This is a genomic window from Pedobacter superstes, assembly GCF_037622515.1.
Lineage (GTDB): Bacteria > Bacteroidota > Bacteroidia > Sphingobacteriales > Sphingobacteriaceae > Paradesertivirga > Paradesertivirga superstes.
Window position 1 is genome coordinate 440,173 of the sequence record NZ_JBBJCN010000001.1, and the last position, 26,504, is coordinate 466,676.

General features: G+C 38.1%; 24 protein-coding genes. 13 read left to right on the plus strand and 11 right to left on the minus strand.

Features of this window, described 5'->3' with window-relative positions; genetic code table 11:
• Nucleotides 1–113 precede the first annotated feature (113 nt).
• Nucleotides 114–1,073: a transketolase family protein gene (locus WG906_RS02030; protein WP_339990847.1), complete on the plus strand. Its 960-nt coding sequence runs from the start codon at nucleotides 114–116 to the stop codon at nucleotides 1,071–1,073.
• Between the two features lie 70 nt (nucleotides 1,074–1,143).
• Here the strand turns inward: WG906_RS02030 and ispG are convergent, their stop codons facing one another.
• Both ispG and WG906_RS02040 read right to left on the minus strand, forming a co-directional pair.
• Entirely contained in the window at nucleotides 1,144–3,180 is a 2,037-nt protein-coding gene (gene ispG / locus WG906_RS02035; RefSeq protein ID WP_339990848.1) for a (E)-4-hydroxy-3-methylbut-2-enyl-diphosphate synthase, read from the minus strand.
• A 101-nt stretch (nucleotides 3,181–3,281) separates the two neighbouring features.
• The gene (locus tag WG906_RS02040; protein WP_339990849.1) at nucleotides 3,282–5,195 is read right to left on the minus strand and encodes a DUF4914 family protein; all 1,914 of its coding nucleotides are present in this window, start codon (nucleotides 5,193–5,195) and stop codon (nucleotides 3,282–3,284) included.
• Nucleotides 5,196–5,592: 397 nt separating this feature from the next.
• Between WG906_RS02040 and WG906_RS02045 the strand changes: the two genes are divergently transcribed.
• On the plus strand, nucleotides 5,593–6,366 hold the full coding sequence (locus tag WG906_RS02045; protein WP_339990850.1) for a threonine/serine exporter family protein: 774 nt from the start codon (nucleotides 5,593–5,595) through the stop codon (nucleotides 6,364–6,366).
• Nucleotide 6,367: 1 nt separating this feature from the next.
• Nucleotides 6,368–6,856 carry a threonine/serine exporter family protein gene (locus WG906_RS02050; RefSeq protein WP_339990851.1) on the plus strand — a complete coding sequence of 163 codons (489 nt, stop codon included), beginning with the start codon at nucleotides 6,368–6,370 and terminating at the stop codon, nucleotides 6,854–6,856.
• Nucleotides 6,857–6,930: 74 nt separating this feature from the next.
• Here WG906_RS02050 and WG906_RS02055 read toward each other — a convergent pair whose 3' ends face one another.
• Nucleotides 6,931–8,232, minus strand: a complete 1,302-nt coding sequence (locus tag WG906_RS02055) for a class II aldolase/adducin family protein (protein WP_339990852.1) — start codon at nucleotides 8,230–8,232, stop codon at nucleotides 6,931–6,933.
• Nucleotides 8,233–8,498: 266 nt separating this feature from the next.
• Between WG906_RS02055 and WG906_RS02060 the strand changes: the two genes are divergently transcribed.
• Complete coding sequence (locus WG906_RS02060) at nucleotides 8,499–8,939, plus strand: hypothetical protein (RefSeq protein WP_339990853.1); 441 nt, start codon at nucleotides 8,499–8,501, stop codon at nucleotides 8,937–8,939.
• A gap of 11 nt (nucleotides 8,940–8,950) precedes the next feature.
• Entirely contained in the window at nucleotides 8,951–9,358 is a 408-nt protein-coding gene (locus tag WG906_RS02065; protein WP_339990854.1) for a hypothetical protein, read from the plus strand.
• 165 nt (nucleotides 9,359–9,523) lie between these two features.
• On the opposite strand, the gene WG906_RS02070 is transcribed toward WG906_RS02065, so the two are convergent.
• From WG906_RS02070 to WG906_RS02090, 5 genes are all read right to left on the minus strand, one after another.
• Entirely contained in the window at nucleotides 9,524–10,129 is a 606-nt protein-coding gene (locus WG906_RS02070) for a YceI family protein (protein WP_339990855.1), read from the minus strand.
• 70 nt (nucleotides 10,130–10,199) lie between these two features.
• Entirely contained in the window at nucleotides 10,200–11,519 is a 1,320-nt protein-coding gene (locus WG906_RS02075) for a hypothetical protein (RefSeq protein ID WP_339990856.1), read from the minus strand.
• A gap of 39 nt (nucleotides 11,520–11,558) precedes the next feature.
• Complete coding sequence (locus WG906_RS02080; RefSeq protein WP_339990857.1) at nucleotides 11,559–12,167, minus strand: YceI family protein; 609 nt, start codon at nucleotides 12,165–12,167, stop codon at nucleotides 11,559–11,561.
• A gap of 255 nt (nucleotides 12,168–12,422) precedes the next feature.
• Nucleotides 12,423–13,352 carry a universal stress protein gene (locus tag WG906_RS02085; protein ID WP_339990858.1) on the minus strand — a complete coding sequence of 310 codons (930 nt, stop codon included), beginning with the start codon at nucleotides 13,350–13,352 and terminating at the stop codon, nucleotides 12,423–12,425.
• A 128-nt stretch (nucleotides 13,353–13,480) separates the two neighbouring features.
• Nucleotides 13,481–13,912, minus strand: a complete 432-nt coding sequence (locus WG906_RS02090; protein ID WP_339990859.1) for a hypothetical protein — start codon at nucleotides 13,910–13,912, stop codon at nucleotides 13,481–13,483.
• Between the two features lie 171 nt (nucleotides 13,913–14,083).
• On the opposite strand from WG906_RS02090, the gene WG906_RS02095 reads away from it, so the two are divergent.
• The 5 genes from WG906_RS02095 (at nucleotide 14,084) to WG906_RS02115 (ending at nucleotide 20,601) form a co-directional block, all read left to right on the plus strand.
• The gene (locus WG906_RS02095) at nucleotides 14,084–15,271 is read left to right on the plus strand and encodes a PAS domain-containing sensor histidine kinase (protein WP_339990860.1); all 1,188 of its coding nucleotides are present in this window, start codon (nucleotides 14,084–14,086) and stop codon (nucleotides 15,269–15,271) included.
• Nucleotides 15,268–16,335, plus strand: a complete 1,068-nt coding sequence (locus WG906_RS02100; protein WP_339990861.1) for a response regulator — start codon at nucleotides 15,268–15,270, stop codon at nucleotides 16,333–16,335. Before WG906_RS02095 ends, WG906_RS02100 begins: the two co-directional genes overlap by 4 nt.
• An 84-nt stretch (nucleotides 16,336–16,419) precedes the next feature.
• Nucleotides 16,420–17,451, plus strand: coding sequence for an NAD(P)-dependent oxidoreductase (locus WG906_RS02105; protein ID WP_339990862.1), 1,032 nt, complete (start codon nucleotides 16,420–16,422; stop codon nucleotides 17,449–17,451).
• On the plus strand, nucleotides 17,448–18,788 hold the full coding sequence (hemN, locus tag WG906_RS02110; protein WP_339990863.1) for an oxygen-independent coproporphyrinogen III oxidase: 1,341 nt from the start codon (nucleotides 17,448–17,450) through the stop codon (nucleotides 18,786–18,788). Before WG906_RS02105 ends, hemN begins: the two co-directional genes overlap by 4 nt.
• A 22-nt stretch (nucleotides 18,789–18,810) precedes the next feature.
• Nucleotides 18,811–20,601 (plus strand): hypothetical protein, encoded by a 1,791-nt coding sequence (locus tag WG906_RS02115; protein ID WP_339990864.1) that lies wholly within the window; start codon nucleotides 18,811–18,813, stop codon nucleotides 20,599–20,601.
• Nucleotides 20,602–20,617: 16 nt separating this feature from the next.
• Here the strand turns inward: WG906_RS02115 and WG906_RS02120 are convergent, their stop codons facing one another.
• Nucleotides 20,618–21,169 (minus strand): uracil-DNA glycosylase family protein, encoded by a 552-nt coding sequence (locus WG906_RS02120; RefSeq protein WP_339990865.1) that lies wholly within the window; start codon nucleotides 21,167–21,169, stop codon nucleotides 20,618–20,620.
• Nucleotides 21,170–21,366: 197 nt separating this feature from the next.
• Between WG906_RS02120 and WG906_RS02125 the strand changes: the two genes are divergently transcribed.
• Nucleotides 21,367–21,936, plus strand: coding sequence for a hypothetical protein (locus tag WG906_RS02125; protein ID WP_339990866.1), 570 nt, complete (start codon nucleotides 21,367–21,369; stop codon nucleotides 21,934–21,936).
• A 39-nt stretch (nucleotides 21,937–21,975) separates the two neighbouring features.
• Here the strand turns inward: WG906_RS02125 and WG906_RS02130 are convergent, their stop codons facing one another.
• A complete protein-coding gene (locus WG906_RS02130) occupies nucleotides 21,976–23,265 on the minus strand; it encodes an MFS transporter (protein ID WP_339990867.1) in 1,290 nt (429 codons plus the stop codon).
• A 228-nt stretch (nucleotides 23,266–23,493) separates the two neighbouring features.
• On the minus strand, nucleotides 23,494–24,735 hold the full coding sequence (locus WG906_RS02135) for a metallophosphoesterase (protein WP_339990868.1): 1,242 nt from the start codon (nucleotides 24,733–24,735) through the stop codon (nucleotides 23,494–23,496).
• 121 nt (nucleotides 24,736–24,856) lie between these two features.
• On the opposite strand from WG906_RS02135, the gene WG906_RS02140 reads away from it, so the two are divergent.
• Nucleotides 24,857–25,069, plus strand: a complete 213-nt coding sequence (locus WG906_RS02140) for a VF530 family protein (protein ID WP_339990869.1) — start codon at nucleotides 24,857–24,859, stop codon at nucleotides 25,067–25,069.
• Between the two features lie 69 nt (nucleotides 25,070–25,138).
• Nucleotides 25,139–26,455: a right-handed parallel beta-helix repeat-containing protein gene (locus WG906_RS02145; RefSeq protein ID WP_339990870.1), complete on the plus strand. Its 1,317-nt coding sequence runs from the start codon at nucleotides 25,139–25,141 to the stop codon at nucleotides 26,453–26,455.
• Nucleotides 26,456–26,504 lie beyond the last annotated feature (49 nt).

Here is a 26,504-nt window from a genome sequence, read left to right on the forward strand (position 1 = left end):
ACCATCATGAGCCAGCCCGGAAAACAGGCGGGCATACCCCTCACAAACGGCAATAAACTTAGCAAAAATATGCTCATGATAGCTTCATCTCCATTAAAAACAATTATATTCTGATGAAAAAATACTCTTTTACAGATAAGAAAGATACTCGTTCAGGTTTCGGAGCAGGTTTGCTTGAAGCCGGACAAAAAAATGAAAATGTAGTTGCTCTTTGTGCCGACTTAGTGGGTTCATTAAAAATGGAAGCCTTTATAAAAGAATTTCCGGAGCGCTTTTTTCAGATTGGTATTGCCGAAGCTAATATGATGGGAATAGCTGCCGGGATGACCATTGGCGGCAAAATCCCTTTTACAGGAACTTTTGCTAATTTCTCTACAGGTCGCGTATACGATCAAATCCGTCAATCAATTGCCTATTCTGATAAAAATGTTAAAATATGCGCATCTCACGCAGGATTAACTTTGGGTGAAGATGGGGCAACTCACCAGATCCTTGAAGATATCGGATTAATGAAAATGCTTCCGGGTATGACTGTTATCAATCCCTGCGATTATAACCAGACCAAAGCAGCAACCATTGCCATAGCAGAATATGAAGGACCAGTTTACCTTCGTTTTGGTCGTCCGGTAGTTCCTATTTTTACAGACGCCGATCAAAAATTCGAAATTGGTAAAGCATGGATGGTAAATGAAGGAAAAGATGTAAGTATTTTCGCTACCGGACATTTAGTATGGGAAGCGATTCTTGCTGGCGAGAAATTAGCTGAAATGGGAATCGATGCCGAGATTATAAATATCCATACCATTAAACCTCTTGACGAAGCCGCGATTTTAAAATCGGTTGCCAAAACGAGATGTGTGGTAACTTGTGAAGAACACAATCGTCTGGGTGGTTTAGGAGATAGTGTTGCTCAGGTTTTAGTAAAAAATGATCCATTACCGCAGGAATATGTTGCCGTGAATGATTCATTTGGCGAAAGCGGAAAACCTGCAGATTTAATGAAAAAATACGGATTGGATAGCGAACATATTATTCAGGCTGTACAAAAAGTGATTGCAAGGAAGAATAAATAACTGCTTCAGAATCACCAAAAAAGCTCTTATCGTTTATCGGTAAGAGCTTTTTTGGTTTAATAGAAAGACCTTATATAGATGATTCCATCTGGGCATCAATCCAGATACCATCTTCCTTAATTATATTAATTAATTCGTCGAGGGCAAATTCAGTGTTTACGCTTTTTTTAACCACCTCTTTACCCCTGTAAAGAGTAATTTTACCCGGCCCTGTACCTACATAACCATAATCTGCATCAGCCATTTCGCCCGGGCCGTTAACAATACAACCCATAATTGCAATTTTCACGCCTTTCAAATGGCTTGTCCGGCTTCTGATCAACTGGGTGGTTTCCTGCAAATCAAACAAGGTACGTCCACAGCTGGGGCATGAGATGTATTCTGTCTTCGAGATTCGTGAACGTGTTGCTTGTAAAATCCCGAATGAGGTACTTACTATAGTTTTAGCATCTATTTCAGGCGCATCTAACCATATGCCATCACCAAAGCCATCCACTAAAAGAGCTCCCACATCTGTTGCAGCATACAATTGAAACTTAGATTCTAAACTAACCTTAGAAACACTCTTAATACCTTCATCTTTAACCCTATCTGCTTCCTGGGTCTCTCTAAAATAGCTTCTTTTAATAATTACCGGCACATTAATTCCGGTTTCGCTAAGGAAAAAGAAAAACTGACGCTGATCAGCCATTCCATGCTCCTCAGAAGTTTCAAGAACAAATACAAGAGTTTTATCTGCCTGAAGGGAATTGAACAAATCACCTTGTAAATCAAGGGTTGAAATCTGCACCAGGTTTAATGAATTGTCTTTTTGTTCGGCATTTATAAATTCACCTAATGTATATAACGGGTGACAGTTTCGATTATCCGAAAGAGTTCTCCAGGTCGCATAATTATATAGTTGTTTTAAATTACCGGGCATAGTAAAGGAGGGTAACTTATCAGCCAAATAAACAAAATCGACCGATTGTTCGCCCATATTGTACTTATCCAGTAATGCAGAATAAATATAACCTGCATCAGATAAAATTAGCGGATCTTTTAAATTTTCAGTTGAAATATCTAAAACAACTCTTGGCACCTGATGTCCGCCAATAAATGTATTTAACTCTGCGGAATCGCGTTTCTGAAATTGGTAAGGGTTGTATTGCCCAGGCACTGTTTCCGGCAGTCGGGCAACTTTCTTTGAACTCCCGGCTCTCTGATGATATCTGTTTGACAATGCAATTGCAACAGGAGCTTCATACTCAGGCTCTTCAGTTAAAGAAACTCTGATTGTATCTCCTAATCCGTCTTCTAGCAGCGTACCGATTCCCACAGAAGATTTTATTCGCCCATCTTCACCATCACCAGCTTCCGTAACCCCTAAATGCAGCGGATAATTCATTCCTTCATTCTGCATGGTTTCAACTAATAAGCGGTACGCCTGAACCATAACCTGGGGATTACTGGATTTCATTGAAATTACGAGATTGTAGTAATTCAAATCTTCGCACATTCGCATAAACTCCATTGCTGATTCGACCATACCGCGCGGAGTATCACCATAATAACTCATTATCCTGTCGGAAAGAGAGCCATGATTGGTTCCGATTCGCATAGCAGTTCCATATTCTTTGCAAATTTTTACTAAAGGAGTGAATTTTTGATAAATACGTTCAAGCTCTGCCTGGTATTCTGAAGGAGTATATTCTAACTGGTCAAAACGTTTCTTATCTACATAATTCCCCGGATTGACCCGAACTTTCTCAACTATTCTTGCCGCCACTTCTGCAGCGTTTGGTGTAAAGTGAATATCTGCAATTAAAGGAACTTCATATCCGCGAAAGCGCAGTTCCTTTTTTATTTCAGCCAGATTATGTGCCTCTTTTATACTGGGAGCAGTAATACGAACATATTCGCAACCCGCCTCAACCATTCTGATGGTTTGCTCTACAGTACCTTTTGTATCCATGGTGTCTGTAGTTGTCATACTCTGAATACGAATTGGGTTATTACCTCCAAGAGGGATATTTCCAATTAATACTTCCCGGGTTTGAAAACGGGAATATTCTGTTAAAGAATTACAATATTTACCTTTCAGCACTACATTCGTTTCTGGAACCATGGATTTATTATCTTTTACAAAAATAAGAAAAACAGGTTAACAATAAACTCTTAATGCTTTAAACACTCAACAGAACACCAGCTTCTCTTCTGCATCAGAAGCTAGATACTTTCCGTCACCGGAGTTTCTACTTTTATGCTTTCTAAAGGATGGATCTGATCTACATAATCCTGAATACTGCCATCGGCAAGGCAAACTTCTATAATTTTTCTTCCAAGAGGATGAAGGTCGGGAACCAGGTATTGCTCAAGTTCCTTTTTAAAGAAGCTTGTTAAAATTTCGGCACCCGCATCATAGCCTTCCAGCCCGTTATCCTTTTGCAGATCAACCTGTAAAAAGTGCTTAGGAATGGTTTGTCCATCGATTTTCAAAGACTCTGGAGAATAACCCAGTAAAGCACATCGGGAAGCGGCAAGCGGTTCTTTCTTAAAATTAACATTTCCTCTTCTTGATAAATATTCACGGGCAATCCATTGTCCGCTAAACCCTACTTCGTAAGCTCCTATATTCTGGTTGGGGATGAGGATATATCGCGTAAGCGGGGTGTTCAAAATCTGCTCGAGCAACAAGTTGGCCTGATCTACCCTTAAACCTGTTGCAAATGGCCAGTATGATCCTACACCTTCACTAACCATTCCTTTGCCAGTGCTGATTACGCTCGGATTTGCATGACCGCGGGGCGCAACCAATCTCCAGAGCCAGGCCAATGCTGGCGGTAAAATGTGAAATATCCCGATTATACCATAAGTAGGATTTTCACGGGTGCATGGCGGGGTTCTTATTCCAAAGCTGCGAATATCTACTTCAACCGGCTCATCTATAGTGTTGGGAACATGCCGGCGAGGTAAAACAACCCTGGGGTTAGGACAAGGTTTACCCGGGGCGTCCATTGTAGGTTCCCATATTAAACAGGTAGCTTCCGGCTTCCCATCAATACTCAAAAAGAGCAAAGGCTCTTTTGGATGAATAGTTGCCCGTTCGATATCTGAATCGGTTCCGTATTTCGTGATATGATTTATCCTTAAGAACCAGCCGTACTCCGCATCTTTCACCACTAATTTTTTTCCGTTTTGAAGTGCCGGAAGAGCAAGCGCCATATCATCGGTAACAGGTTGAAGTTCTGACTCCTCTTTAATTTCAAGGTAATATTTCTCTTTACTTTTAATATTGGTACCTAATAGTAAGCGGCCATCAAGTTCGCGATGAGAGGCGCAAGTCATTTCGCTTTTACCTCCCCCACTGGCTCCTTCGTGCATAATTACAAAATCATTTTCATAAGGTGTTGTTACCTTAACGGCGGATGCATGTAAGGTTGTCCATCCTTCTTCTTCTCCAATATTCAGCAACACTCCATATACCCCTTTTTTAGCGCTTGGACCAGGATAGAGATTGTAGGCAAACATTTCATGCATCTTTTCGAGCCTGTTATGTACCACAACCTGCTTTCCGTTAAAATGTGTATGTCTGAACGGTGGTGCAACATAAATTACAGCACGTGGCTTAAATGCCTGAGGAATTTTACTTCTGGGAATAAAACCTTGTAAATCGGCCATGCAGGTAGCGAAGAAGCCTGCGTTGCCGGGTGCTACTAACAAGGAGGGATATCCATCATCGCCACCCGACATAAAAGGCACCAGAATCAATTCATCCTGTTCAGAAAGCCATTGAAAAGACTGTGCTCGTAAATCATCAAACTCTGCACCATAACGATCTTTGAATGTAGGCTTATCTGTTGGTCTGTGATCAGCTATTACCATACAATCCGGATCACGACGGCGTAAATACGGATCAGTATAATTTACAGACACTCCATTTCTGCATCTTACAACTGTTGCTTCTACAATTTTCCCATGACCCGGTGTGTTATAAGAAACTTCAAATACATTATCTACCATCCGCCCGAATGAAAGATCTATTAAATCTTCACGGCTTTCCGCTAAAATGACCTCTTTAGTTTCCAGGATATTTTGTAACTCTTTAGGCAGGATGAACTTTTTAAAAAGTGATTTTTCCATTTTTTATGATAATTGTATGGCCTCCAATACTTAAAAACATCTGAATCTGAGGCTTTTGTTAAATTCATCAATTGTAGCCAAATTGTTCTCATTAGGAAATGATCTTCATCAGTTTAGAACCATATGTTGAATAATTACCAAATTGATAAACCATGCACAGAAATCAGGTCCAATTTTAATAAAACATTAATTATTCGCCATTAAATAACGCCATTGTCATCGAGGACTTCTCAAAATCCAGAAATCTAACGATCTTGAAGTCATCAATTCATATTTTCACATCCATTAGCTCTGGGTTTAATTCAAAAAATTAGTTTTTTTAACTTTAGAAAAAGATGACGCAGGTTTGCATTAGAATAGATGCCAGTCCTTAGCTTTGTGCTGAAACGAAAAAACAATGGTTACAGAAGCCAAAAGCAATGAAATAAAGAAACTTGGCTCTACATTACTTGATATTGCCGCTTTACTTATGGTATCCGGAGCCAGTACCGGAAGAATTCGAAATACCATTAACAGAATTTCGGAATCGTTTGGGTATAATGCTGAAATGCTTATATCTCAACGTACTATCATGCTTAAAATTTATGATGATAATGCCGACCACTTTTACAACAGCCTTAAACGAACTTCGGCACATGGGGTAAATTTCACCATACTATCAGGTATAAGCCGAATGAGCTGGCAGGTTGTAGAGCAGAAATGGACTATAAAGCAAATCGATCAAGAATTAAAACGCTTAACAGCACTACCCCATTATCCAAGATTGCTGGTATTAATGCTTGTTGGACTGGCTGGAGCAGCATTTTGCAGATTGGCCGGTGGGGAAACTCTTGATATGCTTATGGTTTTTATTGGCTCATTTACCGGATTATTTATCAGACAGGAAGCCGTTAAAATGCAGTTCAATCCTTACCTGTGCGTATGCTTTGCAGCTCTTAGCTCCTCCTTAATAGCCGGTATCCCGCTTAAATTCGGCAGCGGAATTACACACGAACATGCCTTTGCTACTTCTGTTCTTTTTTTAATTCCCGGGGTGCCTCTTATTAATTCATTTTCGGATATTATTGACGGAAACCTGCAAAACGGCCTTATTCGCGGATTGAACGGATTTATCATATCGTTTTCAATTGCCTTAGGCTTATTAACTTCAATGTTTATTTATCAATTCTAAAATGGAATGGCTGATTTTATTAGAAAAGGGATTGTGGTTTGGATTAGCCGCCGTTGGTTTTGCTATTTTATTTAATGTTCCATCGAGAACACTTATCCCGGTCTTTATATTGGGTGCATTGGGTGGCTTAACTAAAGTAACTCTCTTACAATTTGAACTTAATGTAATTATATCATCATTGGCAGGGGCTACTCTGATTGGATCTTTAAGTATTCCATTTGCCCATAACAGACATGCCCCTCCTCCTATTTTCGCAATTCCGGCTGTTATTCCGATGGTACCGGGTATTTTTGCGTATCGTATGATGCTTGGTCTCATAAATCTGGCAGGCACCATAAATCCTGAAAGTTATACCCGGATATTGTCAGAAACAATTAATAACGGGCTAAAAGTTATGCTAATTCTGATGAGTCTTGCAGGCGGGGTTGCTATTCCAATGCTAATTACCCGGAAAGATTCTGCGAAGAATATGAGGTTTAGAAAAAGGTAGTGGATTTCGTAAGCAATGAATCAAAAAAGGCCGGTTTTGAAAACCGGCCCTGGATTTATAATAAAACTAATGATTTAATCTTTTATAAATGCATGACGCAGTTCTTCCACCTGTTCATTGCTAATCGGAACCAGATTACCTATTGAAGCGCAAAGCACCAAAGACTTCGCACTGAATTCTGCCACTTCCAGATAATCAAAGGTTTGCAATAGCTGGTCTCCTGTAATCAAAACACAGGTATTTTGAATAATTACCGCAGGATTGTGTTTCGCTACCAGATCTGCAATAATGGTTTCTCCTTTAAAATGACTTCCAAATTCCAGGGAGCTTACATCTTGTAAAAAAATCCAGCTCTCCGGTATAGTACGAACATTAAAAGGAGCTCCGGTTACCGCAAATGCCATCAGATAGGGCGATTGAGTGAGAATTATAGAATTTATTTCCGGATGCCTCTGATAAATCTCCTGATGCAAATAGGTTGTCCGGCTCGGAATTTTACCTGGCTCGCGTTTACCATCTTTTATCTGCACGATATCTTCAATTCTTAAATCCCATCGAGGCACATCTGTAGGAGTAATAAGAAAATCGTTCCCCTTCCAACGGGTTGAAACCGTTCCATAAGAACTGATCATTAGTCCTTGCGTACATGCCCTGTGAACAATATTACAGATTTCAAGCCTTTTTTCTCTTTCTTCAGATGAATAGTTTACATCAGCCATCTCGGGTAAAGGTTCCGGCACCTGGGATTCGAAGGCATCGATTTGCTCAAAGCTCAGATACTGGGGTTTTCCAACGGCATTGCCATACAAAATAGTTCGCGCACACAATTCCAGAGTTTCAAAACGTTCGAAGGCATCCATAAGATCCGAACCTCCAACAACGGTACCATGATTTTCCATAATCACGGCTTTAAATCCTTTAGTAAATTCTGTTGCTATTTTAGCACCCAGGGCCTGGCTGCCCGGAAGCTCATACTCGGCATAGCCAACTGGACCGCATACCCGGCTGGCCTGCGTGATAATATTTGTATTTGGTGTTGTACGAACAATACTGAATGATACTAATGCTGGAGGATGAGCGTGAATAATAGCCCTGATATCCGGTCGAATCTCATATATTGCTTTATGAAAAGGGAACTCAGATGAAGGTTTATGACATCCCTCAATCCCCCCTTCTTTCTTTACACAAACGATATCGGCTGGTGTTAGCATTCCTTTATCTACAGCAGAAGGCGAAATCCAGATGTCGCCATTATCGTCAATAATCGAAATATTTCCTCCGGATGTTGTTGTTAAACCTCTTCTATATATTCGGCCCATTACAAGAGCTATCTGATCTCTTGGATGCATTAAGCGGGTATTTAGAATCTCGTTCATAGTTTCTTGTTTTTAATTAAAACGCCTTTCGGTTTCCTAATAGCAAAGGATGCAAATATTATAAGACGGACAAATGATTACCATCATGTTAAAAAATAATTTATATTAAAAGAAAATCATTATGCTGATTAAGAGAAGGCAATACAAAACTAAGCTACATGTTATTTCACTCGTGATAAACATCACATTTTTTCATAACCCATATCATCACTAAACCCGCTGAAATGAAATAATTTCACCTCTTTAAATCGTTGTCAGTAACATCTATGGAAACAAAAATGTCTTCATCTTCTGGTTTTTCGCACAGATACAGTACTGAAGAATTATATGTTTTGACCAGACACTGGGTTTCAGATATTAGTTTCTTTGAAAAGGAAATACAGTTCTTTCAATTCATGATTGAAAAATCCTGTATGCCGGTAATGCTAATTGTACAGCCGGTTTCTTTCGATAGTATTAGTAATGATTTACAAGATTTACAAAAGCGAAAAGAATTACTTAAAGATAATATTATCACCCAGCAAAATAAATTAAGTGTGATATTAGATGAATACCATGCAGATGAACAAGATTCATTTAACTTAGTACAATCAAAACTCGAAGCTGAATTCTTTGACTTTATAAAAACTTTCAGAAATATTAAACTGAAATTATTTGAGTCATGCCAAAAATATAAAGAGAATCCGGCCCAGTCATTGCACAACTAAACTTATTAACTATGAAGAGAATTCTCTATTCAGGCCTGATAGCTGGCATAAGTTTGTTTATTATCAGTTATGGAGGTCTGTTACTTGCTATACGGTTTGTTCCCGAACTTTTTGTAGTTTATAACAATCCCTTGTTTAATTCTGACGGAAGCAGAGATATTTTATTTTATCTCCATGCCTTCATAATTAGTTTTGCCTTATCATGGTTTTGGGATCGTTTTAAAACTCTTTTCAATGGCCCGGGTATACTCAGAGGGTTAGAGTTTGGCTTTGTATATGCAATTGTAGCTTTGCTTCCTGTGATGTGGATAACATTCAGCTCTTTGGATATTACCATTGCAATGGTTTTAAGCTGGTTTATTTATGGCTTTGTCCAGGCTGTTGTAGCAGGAATAATTTTTGCGAAAATAAATCCTTAATTTTTTTTTCTGACCCAAGCAACCCTGATCTCTTAATCTTATGGGAATTAGAATATGTAACGGGATGTGCCGAAGTCCACATTAACGATTACAAATAGTTTGGCATGAATGAAATCCTGAAGGGAACGCAATACTGGTAAAAAGCTCTAATGTCGTAGATCTATATTAATCTATAACTTTCATTCTCAGATTAAACACCACACTTAATTCATTATTGGTTTTAATCATGCCTCCTATTTTTCGTGGGGGTATAATATTAAAATCAGAAAAGTTTACTTTCCTGGTTCCTATAAGGTTGATTACATTTTCACCTGAGGACAGAAACTTATAATCAACCTCTAACCTTCGTGTTACTCCGGCTAGTTCGATGGTTACCAAACCTTTTATAAGTTCTTGTCTGGCCCCCAGATCAGGGTATTTATTTAAACTCAGAAACCTGATGGTGAGCTTCGGAAACTCTTTGGCTTTTAAGGTTTTTCGCAGATCACTGGTCATAATCGGATGATGGCAATCAAAATTCTGCACATCCAGCTTTAAGAAACCGCTTATTTTTAAGGTCCCCTTACCTGCATATCTGGAAAGAGATAACGTATCAGGCTGTGCGTAATTGACTATCGCGCAATTAAATTTATTCACATTAGTACTTCCATCAACTTTCAAAGAGCCACCCTTCATAATAACCCATTGGGTTACCTGAGGCTTATTCATTTGATTACTAAAGCCAGTAACCAAAATAAGCATTATAAGAAGTAATGGTTTATGAAGAAGCATATCTAATTTCTTAATTTACGCAAAAAAAGCAGGTCGATGAAATCAACCTGCTTTCTGTTCGAAATAAGTTTTAAAAACCTACTACAGCTTGTACAACATATCCTTTAAATGCTCCGCCATTACGAAAATCGGCTGCGGGAAGATTTTTGAATTGTTGTTTAACGTATTCGCCTTTTAAAAGAACATTATCGGTCAAGAACCATCCTGCACCAAAAGCTAAGCGGTCTACTTTTACATCTTTTGTGTAAGTAATAGGAGCTGCACCTGTAACATTAGAAGGTCTGTAATCCAAAGCATTGTACCTGGCACCTACAAACAGGTTCTCTTTTGCGCCTATTCTGTAAATAGCATCAATTGCGTACTGTGTAGCTTTTCTGCCTTCAGTTTCAGTTTTAGTTCTGCCGTTTACAGCCTCATAAGTTCCGAAAAGTTCCAGTCCCATGGCTTTTACAAATCCGTTTAACTGTAATGCTTCTACTTGTTTGCTGAAACCGGGGTTAACGCGACCGGTAGTAAAACCAGTACTTCCTACCTTTTCCATAGCTCCAAAGTAATTAGAACCGGTACGGTCTCCGGAATACAAAGTATTGCCACCAGAGCTTTTATTTGCATAGTAAGAGGCTGATAAACGTACACGTAATATATCTGTCAATTGTTTGTCAATACCACCTTTTAAATAAACTGCCGGAGACTTGTGGATATTTTCATCCTGAGGAGTAGCTACAAGACTATCGATATTACCCTTTATCATACCGTTACTTACTCCGATCATTCCGAAAAGACCATTTTTCTTAACATATACCTCTCCACCGATTTCGGTAGTAAAAGCATCTAACAAGTAATTTTCAACAAATGGGTTGTATAAGGTGTGACCACCATCTGATCTGCGGAAATGCTGATCGCCATAATTGATCTCCATGTGACCGACTTTAATAGTGGTGACTTTCATAATATCTTCCCAGATCTGACCTTTGAAGGGTAGTTTATCGAATTGGATATACCCACCTTTTACCCATGTTTCATTGTGGTGACGAGATGATAAGTAACTGGTTAAATTTAAAAGTATGCCGTCTGCAAGTTGTGCATCCAAATACAAATTTGCATTGGCAGTATTAAAACCGGGAGACATTTTGTACAAACCAGCAGAAGTATTTTCATGCGTTAAACCCTGGAACGACTGGGTAAAACCAGCACCCACTTTTAGTTTTAATTTGTCAAAGACCTTATTGCTATCTTTTGGTGTTTCAAATACGTTGATGCCACTTTTATCATAAGGTCGACGATTGGCAACCTCGGTTTCTGATCTTTCCTGAGCTTGTAATGCAACCGGACTCACCAGTATTAAGGCAAAAGCTGCAGTTTTAAAAATGTTAAATAATTGAGTTTTCATGTTTTTAATTTTATAAGTGAAATATTTAGATATAGGGTTTTAATTTTTCAGTTTCAATGTTATGTCCACGGTTACTTCATTAGCAACTTTTAATGCGCCCAGCATAAACGATGGAGCTTTAATGTTATAATCGCTCATTTTAATATCCTTAGAACCTTTACATGTAAGTTCATCGCCATTAACAGTATAGTTAGTTTGGAGTGAAACGGGTTTTGTCACGCCTCCTATTGTTAAATTTCCGTTTGCTCTAATAATTTTTTGAAGAGGAACTACCGTAGCGTTGGTCAACTTAAAAGTTATTTTGTTAAATTGTTCTGCCTTCAGCGCTTTATGAGCCCTGGTATTTAATAAGTCTTCTTTCCCCTTTAGATTAGTTACTGGAAGTGTAAAGTTCAGAGCAGTAATATCTATTAACTGATCGCCTTTTAAAATAAATTTCCCGTCGCAGCTGAAGCTTGTAGCATTCATTACCCAGTTGTGAATATTTGAAGTTCCGTTTACCTTAAACTGAGACCCTGTAATATTCTTAAAAGGAACTTGCGCGCTAACAGTGTTTGAAAAACTGCCAAATCCAATTAACAGGATCAGGGTTAAAAATTGACCTAAATGATTTTTTAATTTGCTGGTATTAAAATTTAAAGCTTTCATACAATTTTAATTTAATCTGTGTTGTTTTCTATACCACAAATGTATCTCGGTAAAAAAGCCTATTGAATGATGTGAGGTGGAAAAAAAAGTGATCTTAAACACAAAATTTAAGATTGAGAGCAGTAACAAGAGCATATACATCAGAAAAGTGCATTAGGACCTTTAGCTTGCATCCTTCTTGATGGCAAAAAAAAGCAAGAGATACTGGTTTATCCCTTGCCCCTGATAAGAAATTTATAAATAGGTTTAGATCATTTACCGTGAATCATCCGGTTCGTAGCAATAATGATCTAATTGTTCATTCGAAAGATCCGCAACGTCTACACCAAAGACGTGGGGTAATATGAGCAGAGGAATTTTAGAGCTATTAGCCATTTGTTTGCTAACACTGGAATGAAATAATCCTTCAAAAAATCCATATTGTTTATGCACCAGAGCTAATAGATCTGCCTTGCCGGATCCGCTAATCTCTATTAATCTTTTAGGGATATTGACACCTTTTATACTGGCATATACTATTTTCGGCTCTTCCTGAGATAATAAATCCTGAATGGAATGCTTAGTATTTTCCGAATCTGTTTCAGATATACCAAAAGGGGAAATATGACTCACCAAAATTCTGGCGTTACAGGGAATGGCAATTTTACTTAGAAAATTTATCACTTTTAAATCGCTAAAGGTAAGATCAGTTGCATAAGCAATGGAGCGGATTCCCTTAAACTTCAGACTTTCCGGCACTAATAAAACCGGACAATTAATATTATCCAATATATCATGAGTATGACTGCCAAAAAGAAACCTGGCCAAACCATTTGATTTATGTGAACCCATTATGATAAGGTCCACTTTTTTTTCTTCAATTATATTTGCAGTGACAACAGATAATTTCCCAAAATCATTTATGCACGTTATAACTGGTTTAAAATCTGTTTCAATTTTATCCGCCAGAATATTTTGTTCAAGCTGTCGCGCTATTTCTTTCAATCCAGCCAGACTCTCCTGTTGTAAGGCAAGATGATTAGCAATTGGCCATGTCATTTGTTCGGCCATTGGATCATTTTCAATAATCTCCATAGAATGGCAGAGTAAAAGATTAGCTTTTACCTGGACTGCAATTCTCATAGCATACTCTGCTGCATATTGCGCACGGACGGAAAAATCGGTTAAGAGAAGGATAGTTTTCATAACGCTGCTTTTAGTGCCTGCTTATAAAAATCATTTATAATATACTAAATTTCAATGATTTAAATCACATTTATCTATTATTAAAATGATCCCACCAAAATGAGGCCTGGATCTAAACAAGATAAGAACTAGAGTAACTTTGCATTAACAGCTTTTATTCTTTCAGACGTTAATTTAAACACCCGTTGTTTTACAGATTTGAAAGTCTGAAGCAAGCTATCTATCTCACATTCCAAATGTGAATGAGTTTCAATTAAGCTTAGTTCATAATGACTCTTATCTGAATTCTTAATCATTGGCTCAAGTAAACTCAGATAGCTAATTACATTTTCGCTGATAAGGGCGCTGGAATTTTTAAGGTCGGTAACCATAATTTTCATTTCGGCCATGTTTCCGCTCGTCTCGTGTTTCTTCAACTGAGAACAACCCCTGTCTACTAACTTTTGCAAAAAAATCAAATCGTTGTGGAAAAACTCAAGGTCAGAAATCCAATGTTTGCTGATAAGATAGAGTTCTTGTAATTCTGTATTAAGTTGACTTTCTTCTATTATGGTTGTCATGGCGTGCAGGTTTTTGGTGTCGATCAAAATTGACCGATAATTGCCCTGGATTAAATGATAAAAATCAATTCGGGCAATGATCTTTATCAGAATTACCTAATTTAAAACCAATCTTAGTTTATATTTGCCCTACTAGTATACAAAACAACCCCCTATGTTTGTAAAAGGTAAATGGATAAGGTAAAACTGCTGCACTCAATAATAGAATCCGCGATCGACGGTATTATTACAATCGATTCTCGAGGTATCATTGAAACAATGAATCCTGCCGCATTAACTCTGTTTGGTTACATTCAAGATGAGGTTAAAGGAAGAAACATTTCTGTGTTAATGCCTGAGCCTTATAAAAGTGCTCACGACGGATATATACACCGATATCAATATACAGGAGAAAAACGGATTATAGGGATAGGAAGAGAAGTATTAGGATTAAGAAAAGACGGAACAACGTTTCCTTTTCGTTTGGCTGTGAGTGAGGTAGAATACGAGGACAGAAAAATTTTTACCGGATTTGTTCACGATCTGTCTAAAGAAAAGGAAGCAGAAGCAAAATTGAAAAGCTATACTGAAGAACTTGAAGAGAAGGTAAAAAGCCGGACCCAAAATTTACAGCACCTGATTATCGAGCTCGAAAAAGCCAGGGACGAAGCAAGCCAATCTTTTGAAAAGGAAAAAGAACTTAATCAGCTCAAAACCAGATTTGTTTCGATGGCTTCTCACGAATTCAGAACGCCCTTGAGCTCAGTTCAGTTGTCTGCCTCATTAATTGAAAAATATCTTCAGAAACAAGATTCTTTGAATATATTGAAGCATACTGGTAAAATAAAAAATTCTGTAGGTCACCTGACCGGAATTTTAAATGATTTTTTATCCCTCGAAAAATTAGAAGCAGGCAAAACAGAAGTACAATTTCAGGATTTTGACCTTGTTAAATTTTCCGAGGATATTGTTGAAGAAATGCAGTTAATTTCCAAACAAAACCAGCACATCGTGTATCAGCATACCGGTGCAACAAGCAAGGTGTATCTCGATCCCGCTTTGTTGAAAAGTTCAGCAATAAATCTAGTTTCAAATGCCATAAAATATTCCGGAGAAAATACATTTATTGAATTTAACTCTGAAGTAAATGAAACGGAAGTTTGTATTACTGTAAAAGATAATGGAATCGGCATTCCGGTCGAAGAACAAAAAAATCTATTTGAACCTTTTTTCAGGGCGCACAATACGGGAAATATCCCGGGAACGGGTTTAGGCCTTAATATTGTAAAAAGATATATTGAAATGATGGGTGGCGAAGTAATTTGCCAAAGCGCCCAGAACAAAGGAACTACAATTTCCTTAATTTTTAAGATAGAATGAGCTCACAAAAAAAGACTGTATTATTAATTGAAGACAATCAGGATATTCGTGAAAGCACGGCTGAAATACTTGAGTTAGCAGATTTTATTGTCTACACAGCCGAAAATGGAAAAAAAGGGGTTGAACTTGCTCAGGCAAATCCGCCAGATATCATTCTATGTGATATTATGATGCCTGAACTGGATGGCTACGGGGTACTCTACCTTCTTAATAAAAACCCTGCTACTGCCGAAATTCCTTTTATATTTCTTACAGCCAAAGCAGAGCGTACAGATATGCGAAAAGGCATGGAAATGGGAGCTGACGACTATCTCACTAAACCCTTTGATGACATGGAATTGCTGAATGCTATTGAAAGTCGTTTACAAAAGCGGGAAAGGTCAATTAAAAACGCTGGAAATGTGGCTGCTTTAGAGAGCCTTTTAGATGAGGCACGTTCGGCTAAATTATTAAATGAACTGTCGGGAAACAGCCGTATCCGTACTTATAAGAAAAAACAGAACATTTACATGGATGGCGACCAGGCTTTGAACGTATATCTTGTAAAAAGCGGTAAAGCCAGAACTTTTATGGTGTACCAGGATGGCCGTGAAATTGTAACAGGGATGTTTACAGCAGGCGATTTTTTGGGCTATGAAGCTGTTCTATTAAATAAACCCTATCCCGAAAATGCTGAAGCTCTGGATGCGGCCGAACTACATTTAATTCCAAGAAATGATTTTAATACATTGTTATTTAAGGATCTGGGTATTGCCAAGAAGTTTATTGAATTACTATCGGATAACCTTCAGGATAAACAGGAACAATTATTAAAGCTTGCTTATAATTCTGTAAGAAAAAGATTAGCTGATGCACTGATTGACCTGGCAGTAAAATTCTCCGGACCTGCGGTTGAGACCTGCGAAATTAAAATATCACGTGATGATCTCGCTGCAATGGTGGGCACTGCAAATGAAACCATAAGTCGTACCCTCGCCGACTTTAAAGAGGAAAGATTGATCGAAAAAGAAGGCAGTATTATAAAGATTTTATCATTGGAAAGATTGAAACGAATTAAACAATAATGTGATTAAGATCACTTTTGACATTGATTAGCCTCATACCTTAGGGTCGATTACCGCAGTACTTTTGTTGTTAAACAACGGAGTATGAAAGCGGTTGCATATAGCAGTAAGATTTGCGAAAAAGAACTACTTATTAAGGCTAATAATAAGAAGCATGATATCACCTTGATATCAAACAGGCTAACCGCTGACACAATTTCTTATGCCAAAGGAAAGGACGCTGTTTTGGTTTTTTCCTGCGATGACCTCTCCGCTCCCATCCTTTCAAAGTTAAAGGAAATGGGAGTTAAATATATTTCTACCCGTTCTACAGGTACAGACCATATAGACATTCAAGAAGCTGGAAAATTAGGTTTAAAGGTAGGCAACGTACCTGCTTACTCCCCCGAATCTATTGCCGAACATGCGATTACGCTGATGCTTTCTTTATCAAAAAACATAATCCCTGCACACAATCAAATGCTGGAATATGATTTCAGTTTAAATAATCTCGTAGGAAATAATATAAGAAATAAAACAGTAGGAATTGTTGGTTTAGGCAGAACCGGGCAGGCCATTGCTCAAATACTGAAAGGCTTTGGGGCAAAAATCCTGGTGAACGATACTGAGGATAAACGGGATCTTTGTCTTACTTATGGAGCCCGCCAAGTTTCTTTCGAGGAAATTTTAAGGGAGTCGGATATTATCACCTTCCATGTCCCCCTTAATGATTCTACAAGGCATATGGTAAATGCCGAGAGTATAGGCAAAATGAAAGATGGTGTAATGCTTATCAACGTAAGTCGCGGAGCTATATTTAATTCCAAAGAAGTGTTTGATAATCTGCAAACTGAAAAGATAAGTAAGCTTGGCATGGACGTTTATGAATTTGAGCACAGTATCTTCTTTTTCAACCATAGTAAAAATCAAGTTTACGATCCGTTATTAAAAGCTTTAATTCAGCATTCAAGAGTTTTACTTACACCTCACATGGCTTTTCTAACAGAGGATGCGCTGCATGTTATCGCCGAAAAAACGATATCGAATCTCGATTTATGGGAGTCAGAGCAAAGCCTCGGGGATGCCTGCTGCGATACGAATCCCTTTGAAGCCATTCCTAAAGCGCTTTCGGCATGACCTCAGAATTAATAAAAAAATACAACGTAGCCGCTCCGCGATATACGAGCTATCCAACTGTGCCTTACTGGGATAATGAAAATTGGAACGAACAAAAATGGTTTGATTCTATCAGAAAGTCTTACGCAGAAAGCTCCGCCGACGGTATCAGTTTATATATCCATTTACCCTTCTGCGAAAGTTTGTGTACATATTGCGGTTGCAACACAAGGATAACAAAAAACCACAGTGTTGAAGAGCCCTATATAAATGCGGTTGTAAAAGAATGGGGGATGTACTGCAATATCCTTGGTGGCCAGCCTGCTATTAAAGAAATACATCTTGGAGGCGGTACTCCCACGTTTTTCACAGCGGTAAATCTAAAAAAGCTGATCAGAGGTATAATATCGAGGGCAAAACTAACAATTGATGCTGAATTCTCTTTTGAGGCACATCCTGCCAATACAACAGAAGAACATCTCCGAACACTTTACAACTGCGGGTTCAAAAGACTAAGCTTAGGAATTCAGGACTTTGACCCGCAGGTACAAGCTATTATAAACAGGCAGCAAAGCATTCAACAGGTTGAACATATCACTAACTATGCCCGTGATCTTGGCTTTACATCTATAAATTTCGATTTGATTTATGGTTTACCCCTCCAAAAATTATCAAGTGTTGAAAATACCATAAATGAAGTTATTAAGCTTATGCCCGACCGGATCGCATATTACAGCTATGCCCATGTTCCATGGATTAAACCCGGCCAGCGTAAATTTACTGAAGCGGATTTACCCGCTGATGACGAAAAGCGTGCGTTATATGAAAAGGGCTGTGAGTTACTTTCGCAGGCAGGGTACGAAAATATCGGGATGGACCATTTCGCTTTACCCTCTGATAGCTTATATAAGGCATCACTCAATGGACAGCTCCATAGAAACTTTATGGGTTATACGCATCAGTACACAAAGCTTTCAATAGGTATTGGTGTGTCTTCAATAAGTGATAGCTGGTATGCCTTCGCACAAAACATCAAAAAACTTGAATTGTATCTTGAAAAAATCGGCCTTGGAGAATTCCCGATATTGAAAGGTCATATCCTCACCGACAACGATCTGGAGTGGAGAAGAGAGATACTGAATATCATGTGTAAAGGATATACGGATATGAAAAAAACCGATTCAATATTGGTTAAACGTTTACTTCCCTTACGCAAAGACAATCTAATAAAATTTAATTACCGGAAGCTTTTCGTCACTTCCCTTGGTAAGTCCTTCTTAAGAAATATTTGTATGGCCTTTGACGAACGGCTATGGAACAGTCCTGCCAACGATCAAACGTTTAGTAAGGCTGTTTAATTGAACCTAAATTGATAAAACAATGATCCACAGTTTTCATATCCCGGTCTTAGGCCTCGGATTTTCAATCGACACTCCTCTTAAAGTAGCCCGTTATGGAATTTCATCTGTTGTATCTGTTGTAGATGATGAACTGATAGAACGGATGCGTCAGCATCATTCAGAAAAAAATAAACTCCCCTTTACTCCAATAAAAAAAACTGAAGAGGATTACAGGGCAAAGCGAATAACCGCTTACCTTAATTTACTGAACTCCCTGGTAGAATTACAGATTACTGAGTTAAAAAAGAGAGAGTTTACACCCGAATCTGATATTACGCGATATTTTGATTTGCTTCCGGATGATTCAACATTGAAACAGTCATATAATGAGATGCTGCTTGAGACCGACGGGGAAAAGAAAAAAGAACTTCAGGATAATCTCCGGTCAATCCTTCAAAAGGGAGCTATTGAAGTCAACATCATGTCTAAAGTAGATAAAATGAATCTGGGTAAAGATGGCTTATCTCTAGGTGAAAAATTTTCTGATGCACTTGCTTCGCTGCGGGGGTTCGCTGAAAGCGATCTAACCTCCTCTCTTATTCTCTCTGCCGGAATGAGCCCGAGGCTTTACAGCTACCTTGCAGAATTTGATTGTTTTAATCCTAAAGTCTCGTCGCCACTAAAAAAGAAAGTCGTATTAAAGGTAAGCGATTTCAGATCGGCTTTGATTCAGGCCAAATTTCTTGCAAAAAAAGGTCTGTGGGTACATGAATTCAGAATTGAATCCGGATTAAATTGCGGAGGTCATGCCTTTGCTACTGAAGGATATTTACTGGGCCCGATTCTTCAGGAGTTTAAGGATAAACGTTCTGAGATGACTACTGAACTCTATGAAATCTATAAAAATTTCTTCAAAACTTCTGTTGATATTGATGTTGATCAACCTGTTACCAGGATAACTGTACAAGGCGGAATAGGTACATCAGAAGAAAATATCTTTCTGCAACGGTATTACAACCTTGATGGTACAGGCTGGGGCAGCCCCTTTTTACTTGTCCCCGAAGCCACAAATGTGGATAAAGACACCTTAAATCTTCTTAAGGATGCCATAGTCAACGATTTTTACATCAGTGGCGCATCTCCCTTAGGGATTCCGTTTAATAATTTCAGGAAAAGCACTGCTGAAATACAGCGGCTTGAACGCATAGCTAAAGGCAGACCAGGCAGTCCATGCAATAAGAAGTTTTTGGTTTCAAATACCGAATTTACAGAAGAGGCCATCTGTACAGCATCAAGACAGTATCAGAATCTGAAAATTAAACAACTTCAAAACACCGAACTTTCGGCAGAGCAATACGATGTAAAATTCAAACAAATAACCGAAAAACTATGCTTGTGCGAGGGATTATGCTCCTCGGCATACATTAAAAACAATATGCTTAAAGCACGGGAAAATCCAGCTGTGGCCATTTGTCCGGGTCCAAATACTGCATACTTTTCAGGTATATATTCTCTGGATGAAATGGTAAAGCATATTTATGGCAAAATTAACTTACTTAAAAACGTTAATCGCCCTAACATCTTCATCAACGAATTAAAATTGTATGTTGATTATCTCAGGAAAGACATTGAAAACAGCGCGCAAGAAATGACTGATAAAAAACTTAAGCAACTTGAACGTTTTAAAGATCAATTGCTTAATGGGATAGAATATTATAATCAGCTGTATCCCAACATTCAAAAATTTTGCGAATCATGTTCCAAAACCTTTCAATATGAACTTAAGACTCTTGGCTCTCAAATCCAAAAGTTAGAAATTGGTATTACATAGAACGTAAGGGTATATTTTACACCCTTAGACAAGTATTTTGCAACACAATTGTGTCTATCCATTGCTGTTGTTTTTCAGGGCTAAAAAACCGTGAAGGAGTCTCCAGTTTGCAAACGCGGAGATTTCTTTTTTTACAATATTCCGCTATCAAACCAACTTGAACCCTGATATTTGGAATTCCGTTAAAAGTTTTCCGTGTAAAATAAACTGCTTTTAAAGCAGGCAATGAGTCAATCAGGCTTATAATGTCCTTCCATTGAGAAACATGGTTATCTTCAAATGTGTCGTTAACATTCCCCTCTTGCCCTTCAGGTACATCCAATGCATCAATTATATCAGCAAAATCAATTTTGAAGGAGGACATAAACTCCTTCTTGCTGGTAAACGATGCCTCTTTAAGTGAATCTAGTCCCCAGCATTGAGGTAATAAATGCCAAAGAAAACTTTTAGCCCTTCCATAAAAAAAATCTGGTGCACCCGGGGTATCCGGACTGAAGGTACCTAGTATAAGTATTTCAGTTTCCGGACTTACCTTGTATTCTCTGAACTTATTTAAAATTATAGGCATATTTGTTTTTGCTTTGACGCCAAAATTAAACTATTTATCCGGCGGCACTTCTTTTTGATTTAAAAAGGTTTCATTATTGATCAAAAACTAAATCCTGAGCTTTTTTGAGCTCCGAATAAAAAAATCTCTTTTATATTAAACTTTTGTAACGATTGTTTACAATCCGCCGTCTTATAAAAACACAACAATGCATTGCGATGAAAAAACTCTTTTTTATACCTGTCTTATTACTATTTATATTGACCGCGTGCGAAAAAAATGAAACTGATTTCCTGGATGACGAAAAAACCCCAGCAGCTTCTACCAGCTTGAGCCGTAGTTTTTATTATCCTGAAGAAGATTTAACACTAGCACAAACCTATGTTCAGCACATAAATCCATTATTTAAGTTCGATGAAAATGACAATCTGGTATTGGATTTCGATGTTCCATACACTTACGGGCATGACGATGTAACTCTTATAATCAATAAAAATAATTTGAAAGAAGGCTATTCCGGCACATATAATATAACATCTTCACCAGCCAGCGATGTTGCGGCCTATTATTTATATCGTATAACCGGTTCTTCTTCAAACAGATTTTTACCAGGAAACTCTACAGGATCACTTAAAATTCTCGCGTATGACAGCCGCTTTAAAACCTTTACAGGAAATTACAATTTCACGATAAACAGCATTAATGATCCGGTTTCTTCTGCCATTAATAATTTCAAAGAAACTACTATTTCTATTTCAGGAAGTTTTGAAAACATTAAGTTGAAATAGGGGAATCTGCGATTGGATTTGGCCGAAATATTATTTATCTCAGATTCCTTCCACTATTATTTCATTGGCTTTTTCGGTGTTAACAGCACTCATTTTTATTTTCTGCTGTACATAGCTGTTGATAATATAAACCAAACCAATAGCTATCACCATGGAAAGTATTACTACCATTCCTAATGTATCGTAGTGATCTATTTTCCCGTCATTCCTTTGCACAACAATTAAGCCCGCAATAGCAGAGGCGATCCCTCCGGAAAATTGTTGTACGGAAGAGTTGATACTCATGAATGCACCACGGTCTTCAGGCTCGGGAATAGCAGTCATCAGTGCCGAAGCAGATATCATTCGTGAAGCTATCCCAACAAAAAGTACAACGTTTATGGATATTACCATCCACAGAGGAGTAATGCCTAACCTTGTATAGATCGCAACCATCATCATACTTATTACTGAGCCTGTAATAAACACGGTGTACTTTCCTATTTTATCACTTAATTTCCCAATTAATGGACCAAAAACCATAGAAAAAATTCCGGTTACACCATAAAGAACCGGCAATTGTTCACGTGTTAAACCCATATTATTAACCCCGAATGCGGTACCAAAAGGCATCATCATAAAACCACCCGTGGCAAGACAGGTTGTTGCAAGAAATGCTTTTAAATAATTTGAATTAGACAGGGTTTTAAACATATGTTGAAAGGGGTTGCGATCGGATATAAACCTCAAATGGGCTGTAACTGGTTTTAAGTAAATCAGAATAACAATACCCAGCATTACCCCGAATGAAGCTATCATCCAGAATGGGGCATGCCATCCGAAATGATTTGATAACAGCAAACCTATTGGCAGACCAAAAATCTGACTGGCGGCAAAAGCCGATTGAACGAAGCCCATTACCCGGCCGCGCTGATCCATTCGAAATAAATCACTGATAATTGCGAAACTTACAGAACTTATTACTCCTCCAAAAATTCCGGTTATAATACGTGCGAGGAGTAAAAAATGATAGGTTGGGGCAATAGCGCAAAGTATTGTACCCAAAATAAAACCTGTATAAAAGAATAATAATAGTTTTTTCCGATCCCATTTATCTGCAAAGCCAGCTGCAAGCAATCCTGAAGCGCCTGCACTGAAAGCGTATGCAGAAACTACCAAACCAAACTGAGAAGTGGTGATGTGTAATTCTTCAAGAAGCCGCTCCCCCAGGGGGGAAAGGACCATGAAATCGAGGACAATAGTAAATTGCAATATTGCCAGAATAGCAATTACTGTGATTTGATATTTTGTAAATCCATTGTTCTTCTCAGCAATTTCGGAACCACTCATTTCTTATATCTTCGCTAACCTAAAATGGTAAATAATCATTTTAAAATGTGTCGGTAAATGTAACAAATGAAGAGTGCTTATGCTTTTGAAAAGACGACTATTCCCTTCTTTAAAAAGACTAAAGCCAGATCTTACAAACTGGCTTCAATCTACTTATGAAAACATGCCTCTTAATGGACAATCAATAATATAACGCCTGCGAATCTAGTATATGACGCTTAAAGGAAATTATTTTATCTTCTTTATGTAAGATTTATTTTTCCTGAATTGAATAACCGTAATTTCCGGCCATATGCCTACTCTCCCCGCAAATCCCAAAAAGCCAAATCCGCGGTTTACATATAAATACCTGTTATTATAAGTGGCTAAACCCGCCCAGTTAGGATATCTGTATTTAACCGGACTCCATTTAAACCCAAACAATTCTATCCCGAACTGCATCCCATGTGTGTGACCAGATAGTGTTAGATGGACTTTTTCAGGATAATTTTTCACCTGGGCGTCCCAATGTGAAGGATCATGCGAAAGAAGAATTTTAACCGATCCATCTTCCGTGCCCTGCAATGCTTTATTTAAATTCCCTCTTTGGCCAAAGCCCAAACCCCAGTTTTCAACCCCTAATAAAGTAATACTATGTCCTTCCCTTTCAATCTTTACATGCTCATCCATTAAAAGTCTGAAACCAAGCTTTTTATGATTTTCCATTAACCGCTGGAGATTTAACACCTTTTCCTCCTGACTATTCCAGGTGATATAATCGCCGTAATCGTGATTTCCAAGTATGGAAAACTTTCCCGATTTGGCTTTAATTTGTTTAAAAACCGATATCCAGGGTTCAATTTCAGAAGCTTTATTGTTTACAAGGTCTCCGGTGAATACAAACACATCTGAACGCTGCGCATTAATCAAATCTATGCCCCTTTGAACGCCTTTCAGACTATCAAGGCTTCCTGAATGGATGTCGGAGATTTGAGTGAGCGTAAACCCATCAAATTTTTCCGGCAAATCATCAAAAAACAGCGTTGTCCGCCTTACCTTATAATGATATTTTCCCCGGGTTACTCCAAAAATGAAAGAAAGAAAAGGAACTAACGCTACTAACAACCCTATCTGGCTGAGGGTCTTGGATCGGGGGGGATAATGATTTATAAGACCTGCAAATGCGCGGTAAACGTCCTCAGCAAAAAGCACGAATACAAAGGTTAGTTTGGTAATGAATAAAGTAATAAAGACATTGAAAATCACGGTAAACAAGGGTGTAAATTTTCCGGTAGGAATAGCCTTATAAAAATTAACACTAAAGGCATTTAATACAACAAAGCTCGACAACCAAAACATAATGTAAACCAGACTTCTCCCCTCTTCATTAAGAGAGGTAGTTAGCGATCTCACTCCCTGAAAAACATACCAGTCGAGCACTAATGAAATGATACAAATAAATAAAACGGGGACATAGCTTAATCGGTGCATACAGCAATGATGTGAATTTTATCAATAGTCAAAGCGGCTATTAACTTAAATGACGAATGAATAACCAATATATCTTAGAGTTTTTGATTTATTTGCAGTTCTTTACAGAATTCAATAAAAAATGGATCAAAAGAATAATCCGCTGCACGGCAAAACACTGGAAATGATTTTAACTACGCTCGTAGAAAAATACGGATGGAAAGAATTAGCACGCTTAGTTCGGATAAACTGTTTTATTAGTAATCCAAGTATAAAATCAAGCTTAACTTTTTTGCGCAAGACGCCATGGGCGCGGCAGAAAGTGGAGGAACTGTATCTAAAAACAAATTCCTAATTTATACTCTCCAAAATTTTACACAAGTTATAATTTGGGAACCTGATATTTGACTATCAATTACCAAATATGCTTAAGCAAATCGCCCTGCTGTCTTTCCTTACTTTAATAACATTATCAGCGTTTCCATTAACTTATTATGTTGCCGTAAAAGGATCCGATCAAAATCCAGGAACAATTAAACAGCCTTTTGCGACTGTTCAAAAAGCGCAAAAGCTTGTAAAAGCTGGCGATACCGTATATATCCGCGGAGGTGTATACATGATGAATGAATCTCAAATTGCCAAAACACAAGGAATCTACTCTTATGTTACCGATTTAAGTAAAAGCGGCACTGAGAAAAGAAGAATTAATTATTGGGCATACCCGGGAGAAAAACCGGTGTTTAATTATTCAAATGTAAAACCTTCTACCCGTATAATCGCCTTTTATGTCTCCGGCTCTTACATCCATCTAAAAGGGTTTGAAGTTGTAGGGGTCCAGGTCACGCTTCTCAATCATACCCAGTCAGAATGTTTTGAAATTCGCGGAAGCAATAATATATACGAGCAGCTGAGTATGCATGACGGAAAAGCAATTGGCTTTTACTTACTCTCTGGTTCTAATAACCTTATTCTAAACTGCGATGCTTATAATAATTACGATTCGACTTCCGAAAGTGGGCGGGGTGGCAATAGTGACGGATTTGGTTGTCACGGGAAAAAAGGAGATGTAAATAATATTTTCATAGGGTGTCGGGCATGGTTTAACAGCGATGACGGTTATGACTGCATAAATTCTTTTGAACCGGTAATATTCGAAAATTGCTGGGCTATTTACAATGGTTATTCAACTACATTTAAAAGCCTGGCCGATGGTAATGGCTTCAAGGCTGGAGGTTATGGAGCAAGGGCAGCAAGTGACCTGCCAAAGCCTATCCCCAGAAATGTGGTCAGATTCTGCCTTTCGGTACGGAATAAAGCCAATGGATTTTACTCCAATCACCATATATCAGGAAGCGATTGGTATAACAATACAGCAGCTTTTAATGGCATAAATTTTAACTTACTGAACCGTTTACCTGATAATAAAACCGATGTTCCGGGCTATGTACATAAAATGAGAAACAACCTGGGTTTTATGGCTCGAAACAAAGAAGTAGATAATTTAAATACAGTGGAATCTGATGTTAATCATAATTATTTTAACCTTCAGGTAAAAGTTGATTCAAAGGATTTCATTAGCGTCAATGAAAAAGAACTCTTTAGGCCCCGAAAAGCTGATGGTAATTTACCCGATGTGAATTTTCTTCTGCTTACAAAAAACAGTGATTTGATTGATGCAGGGATAGGAATCGGGTATCCGTTTAAGGGTAGTAGCGCAGATTTGGGGTATAATGAATATTAGAATAAAGCCATATTCATAACTAACTAGTCGACAAATCGTTATAAGCATT

Excerpts from the sequence above, each read along its gene's own strand:
- WG906_RS02100 (WP_339990861.1), top strand. The coding sequence starts at position 15,268 with ATGAGCTCACAAAAAAAGACTGTATTATTAATTGAAGACAATCAGGAT.
- WG906_RS02125 (WP_339990866.1), top strand. The coding sequence starts at position 21,367 with ATGAAAAAACTCTTTTTTATACCTGTCTTATTACTATTTATATTGACC.
- WG906_RS02075 (WP_339990856.1), bottom strand. The coding sequence starts at position 11,519 with ATGAAAACTCAATTATTTAACATTTTTAAAACTGCAGCTTTTGCCTTA.
- ispG (WP_339990848.1), bottom strand. The coding sequence starts at position 3,180 with ATGGTTCCAGAAACGAATGTAGTGCTGAAAGGTAAATATTGTAATTCT.
- WG906_RS02090 (WP_339990859.1), bottom strand. The coding sequence starts at position 13,912 with ATGACAACCATAATAGAAGAAAGTCAACTTAATACAGAATTACAAGAA.
- WG906_RS02045 (WP_339990850.1), top strand. The coding sequence starts at position 5,593 with ATGGTTACAGAAGCCAAAAGCAATGAAATAAAGAAACTTGGCTCTACA.
- WG906_RS02095 (WP_339990860.1), top strand. The coding sequence starts at position 14,084 with ATGGATAAGGTAAAACTGCTGCACTCAATAATAGAATCCGCGATCGAC.
- hemN (WP_339990863.1), top strand. The coding sequence starts at position 17,448 with ATGACCTCAGAATTAATAAAAAAATACAACGTAGCCGCTCCGCGATAT.
- WG906_RS02140 (WP_339990869.1), top strand. The coding sequence starts at position 24,857 with ATGGATCAAAAGAATAATCCGCTGCACGGCAAAACACTGGAAATGATT.
- WG906_RS02050 (WP_339990851.1), top strand. The coding sequence starts at position 6,368 with ATGGAATGGCTGATTTTATTAGAAAAGGGATTGTGGTTTGGATTAGCC.
- WG906_RS02105 (WP_339990862.1), top strand. The coding sequence starts at position 16,420 with ATGAAAGCGGTTGCATATAGCAGTAAGATTTGCGAAAAAGAACTACTT.
- WG906_RS02115 (WP_339990864.1), top strand. The coding sequence starts at position 18,811 with ATGATCCACAGTTTTCATATCCCGGTCTTAGGCCTCGGATTTTCAATC.
- WG906_RS02065 (WP_339990854.1), top strand. The coding sequence starts at position 8,951 with ATGAAGAGAATTCTCTATTCAGGCCTGATAGCTGGCATAAGTTTGTTT.
- WG906_RS02130 (WP_339990867.1), bottom strand. The coding sequence starts at position 23,265 with ATGAGTGGTTCCGAAATTGCTGAGAAGAACAATGGATTTACAAAATAT.
- WG906_RS02055 (WP_339990852.1), bottom strand. The coding sequence starts at position 8,232 with ATGAACGAGATTCTAAATACCCGCTTAATGCATCCAAGAGATCAGATA.
- WG906_RS02040 (WP_339990849.1), bottom strand. The coding sequence starts at position 5,195 with ATGGAAAAATCACTTTTTAAAAAGTTCATCCTGCCTAAAGAGTTACAA.
- WG906_RS02135 (WP_339990868.1), bottom strand. The coding sequence starts at position 24,735 with ATGCACCGATTAAGCTATGTCCCCGTTTTATTTATTTGTATCATTTCA.
- WG906_RS02120 (WP_339990865.1), bottom strand. The coding sequence starts at position 21,169 with ATGCCTATAATTTTAAATAAGTTCAGAGAATACAAGGTAAGTCCGGAA.
- WG906_RS02060 (WP_339990853.1), top strand. The coding sequence starts at position 8,499 with ATGGAAACAAAAATGTCTTCATCTTCTGGTTTTTCGCACAGATACAGT.
- WG906_RS02030 (WP_339990847.1), top strand. The coding sequence starts at position 114 with ATGAAAAAATACTCTTTTACAGATAAGAAAGATACTCGTTCAGGTTTC.
- WG906_RS02070 (WP_339990855.1), bottom strand. The coding sequence starts at position 10,129 with ATGCTTCTTCATAAACCATTACTTCTTATAATGCTTATTTTGGTTACT.
- WG906_RS02145 (WP_339990870.1), top strand. The coding sequence starts at position 25,139 with ATGCTTAAGCAAATCGCCCTGCTGTCTTTCCTTACTTTAATAACATTA.
- WG906_RS02085 (WP_339990858.1), bottom strand. The coding sequence starts at position 13,352 with ATGAAAACTATCCTTCTCTTAACCGATTTTTCCGTCCGTGCGCAATAT.
- WG906_RS02080 (WP_339990857.1), bottom strand. The coding sequence starts at position 12,167 with ATGAAAGCTTTAAATTTTAATACCAGCAAATTAAAAAATCATTTAGGT.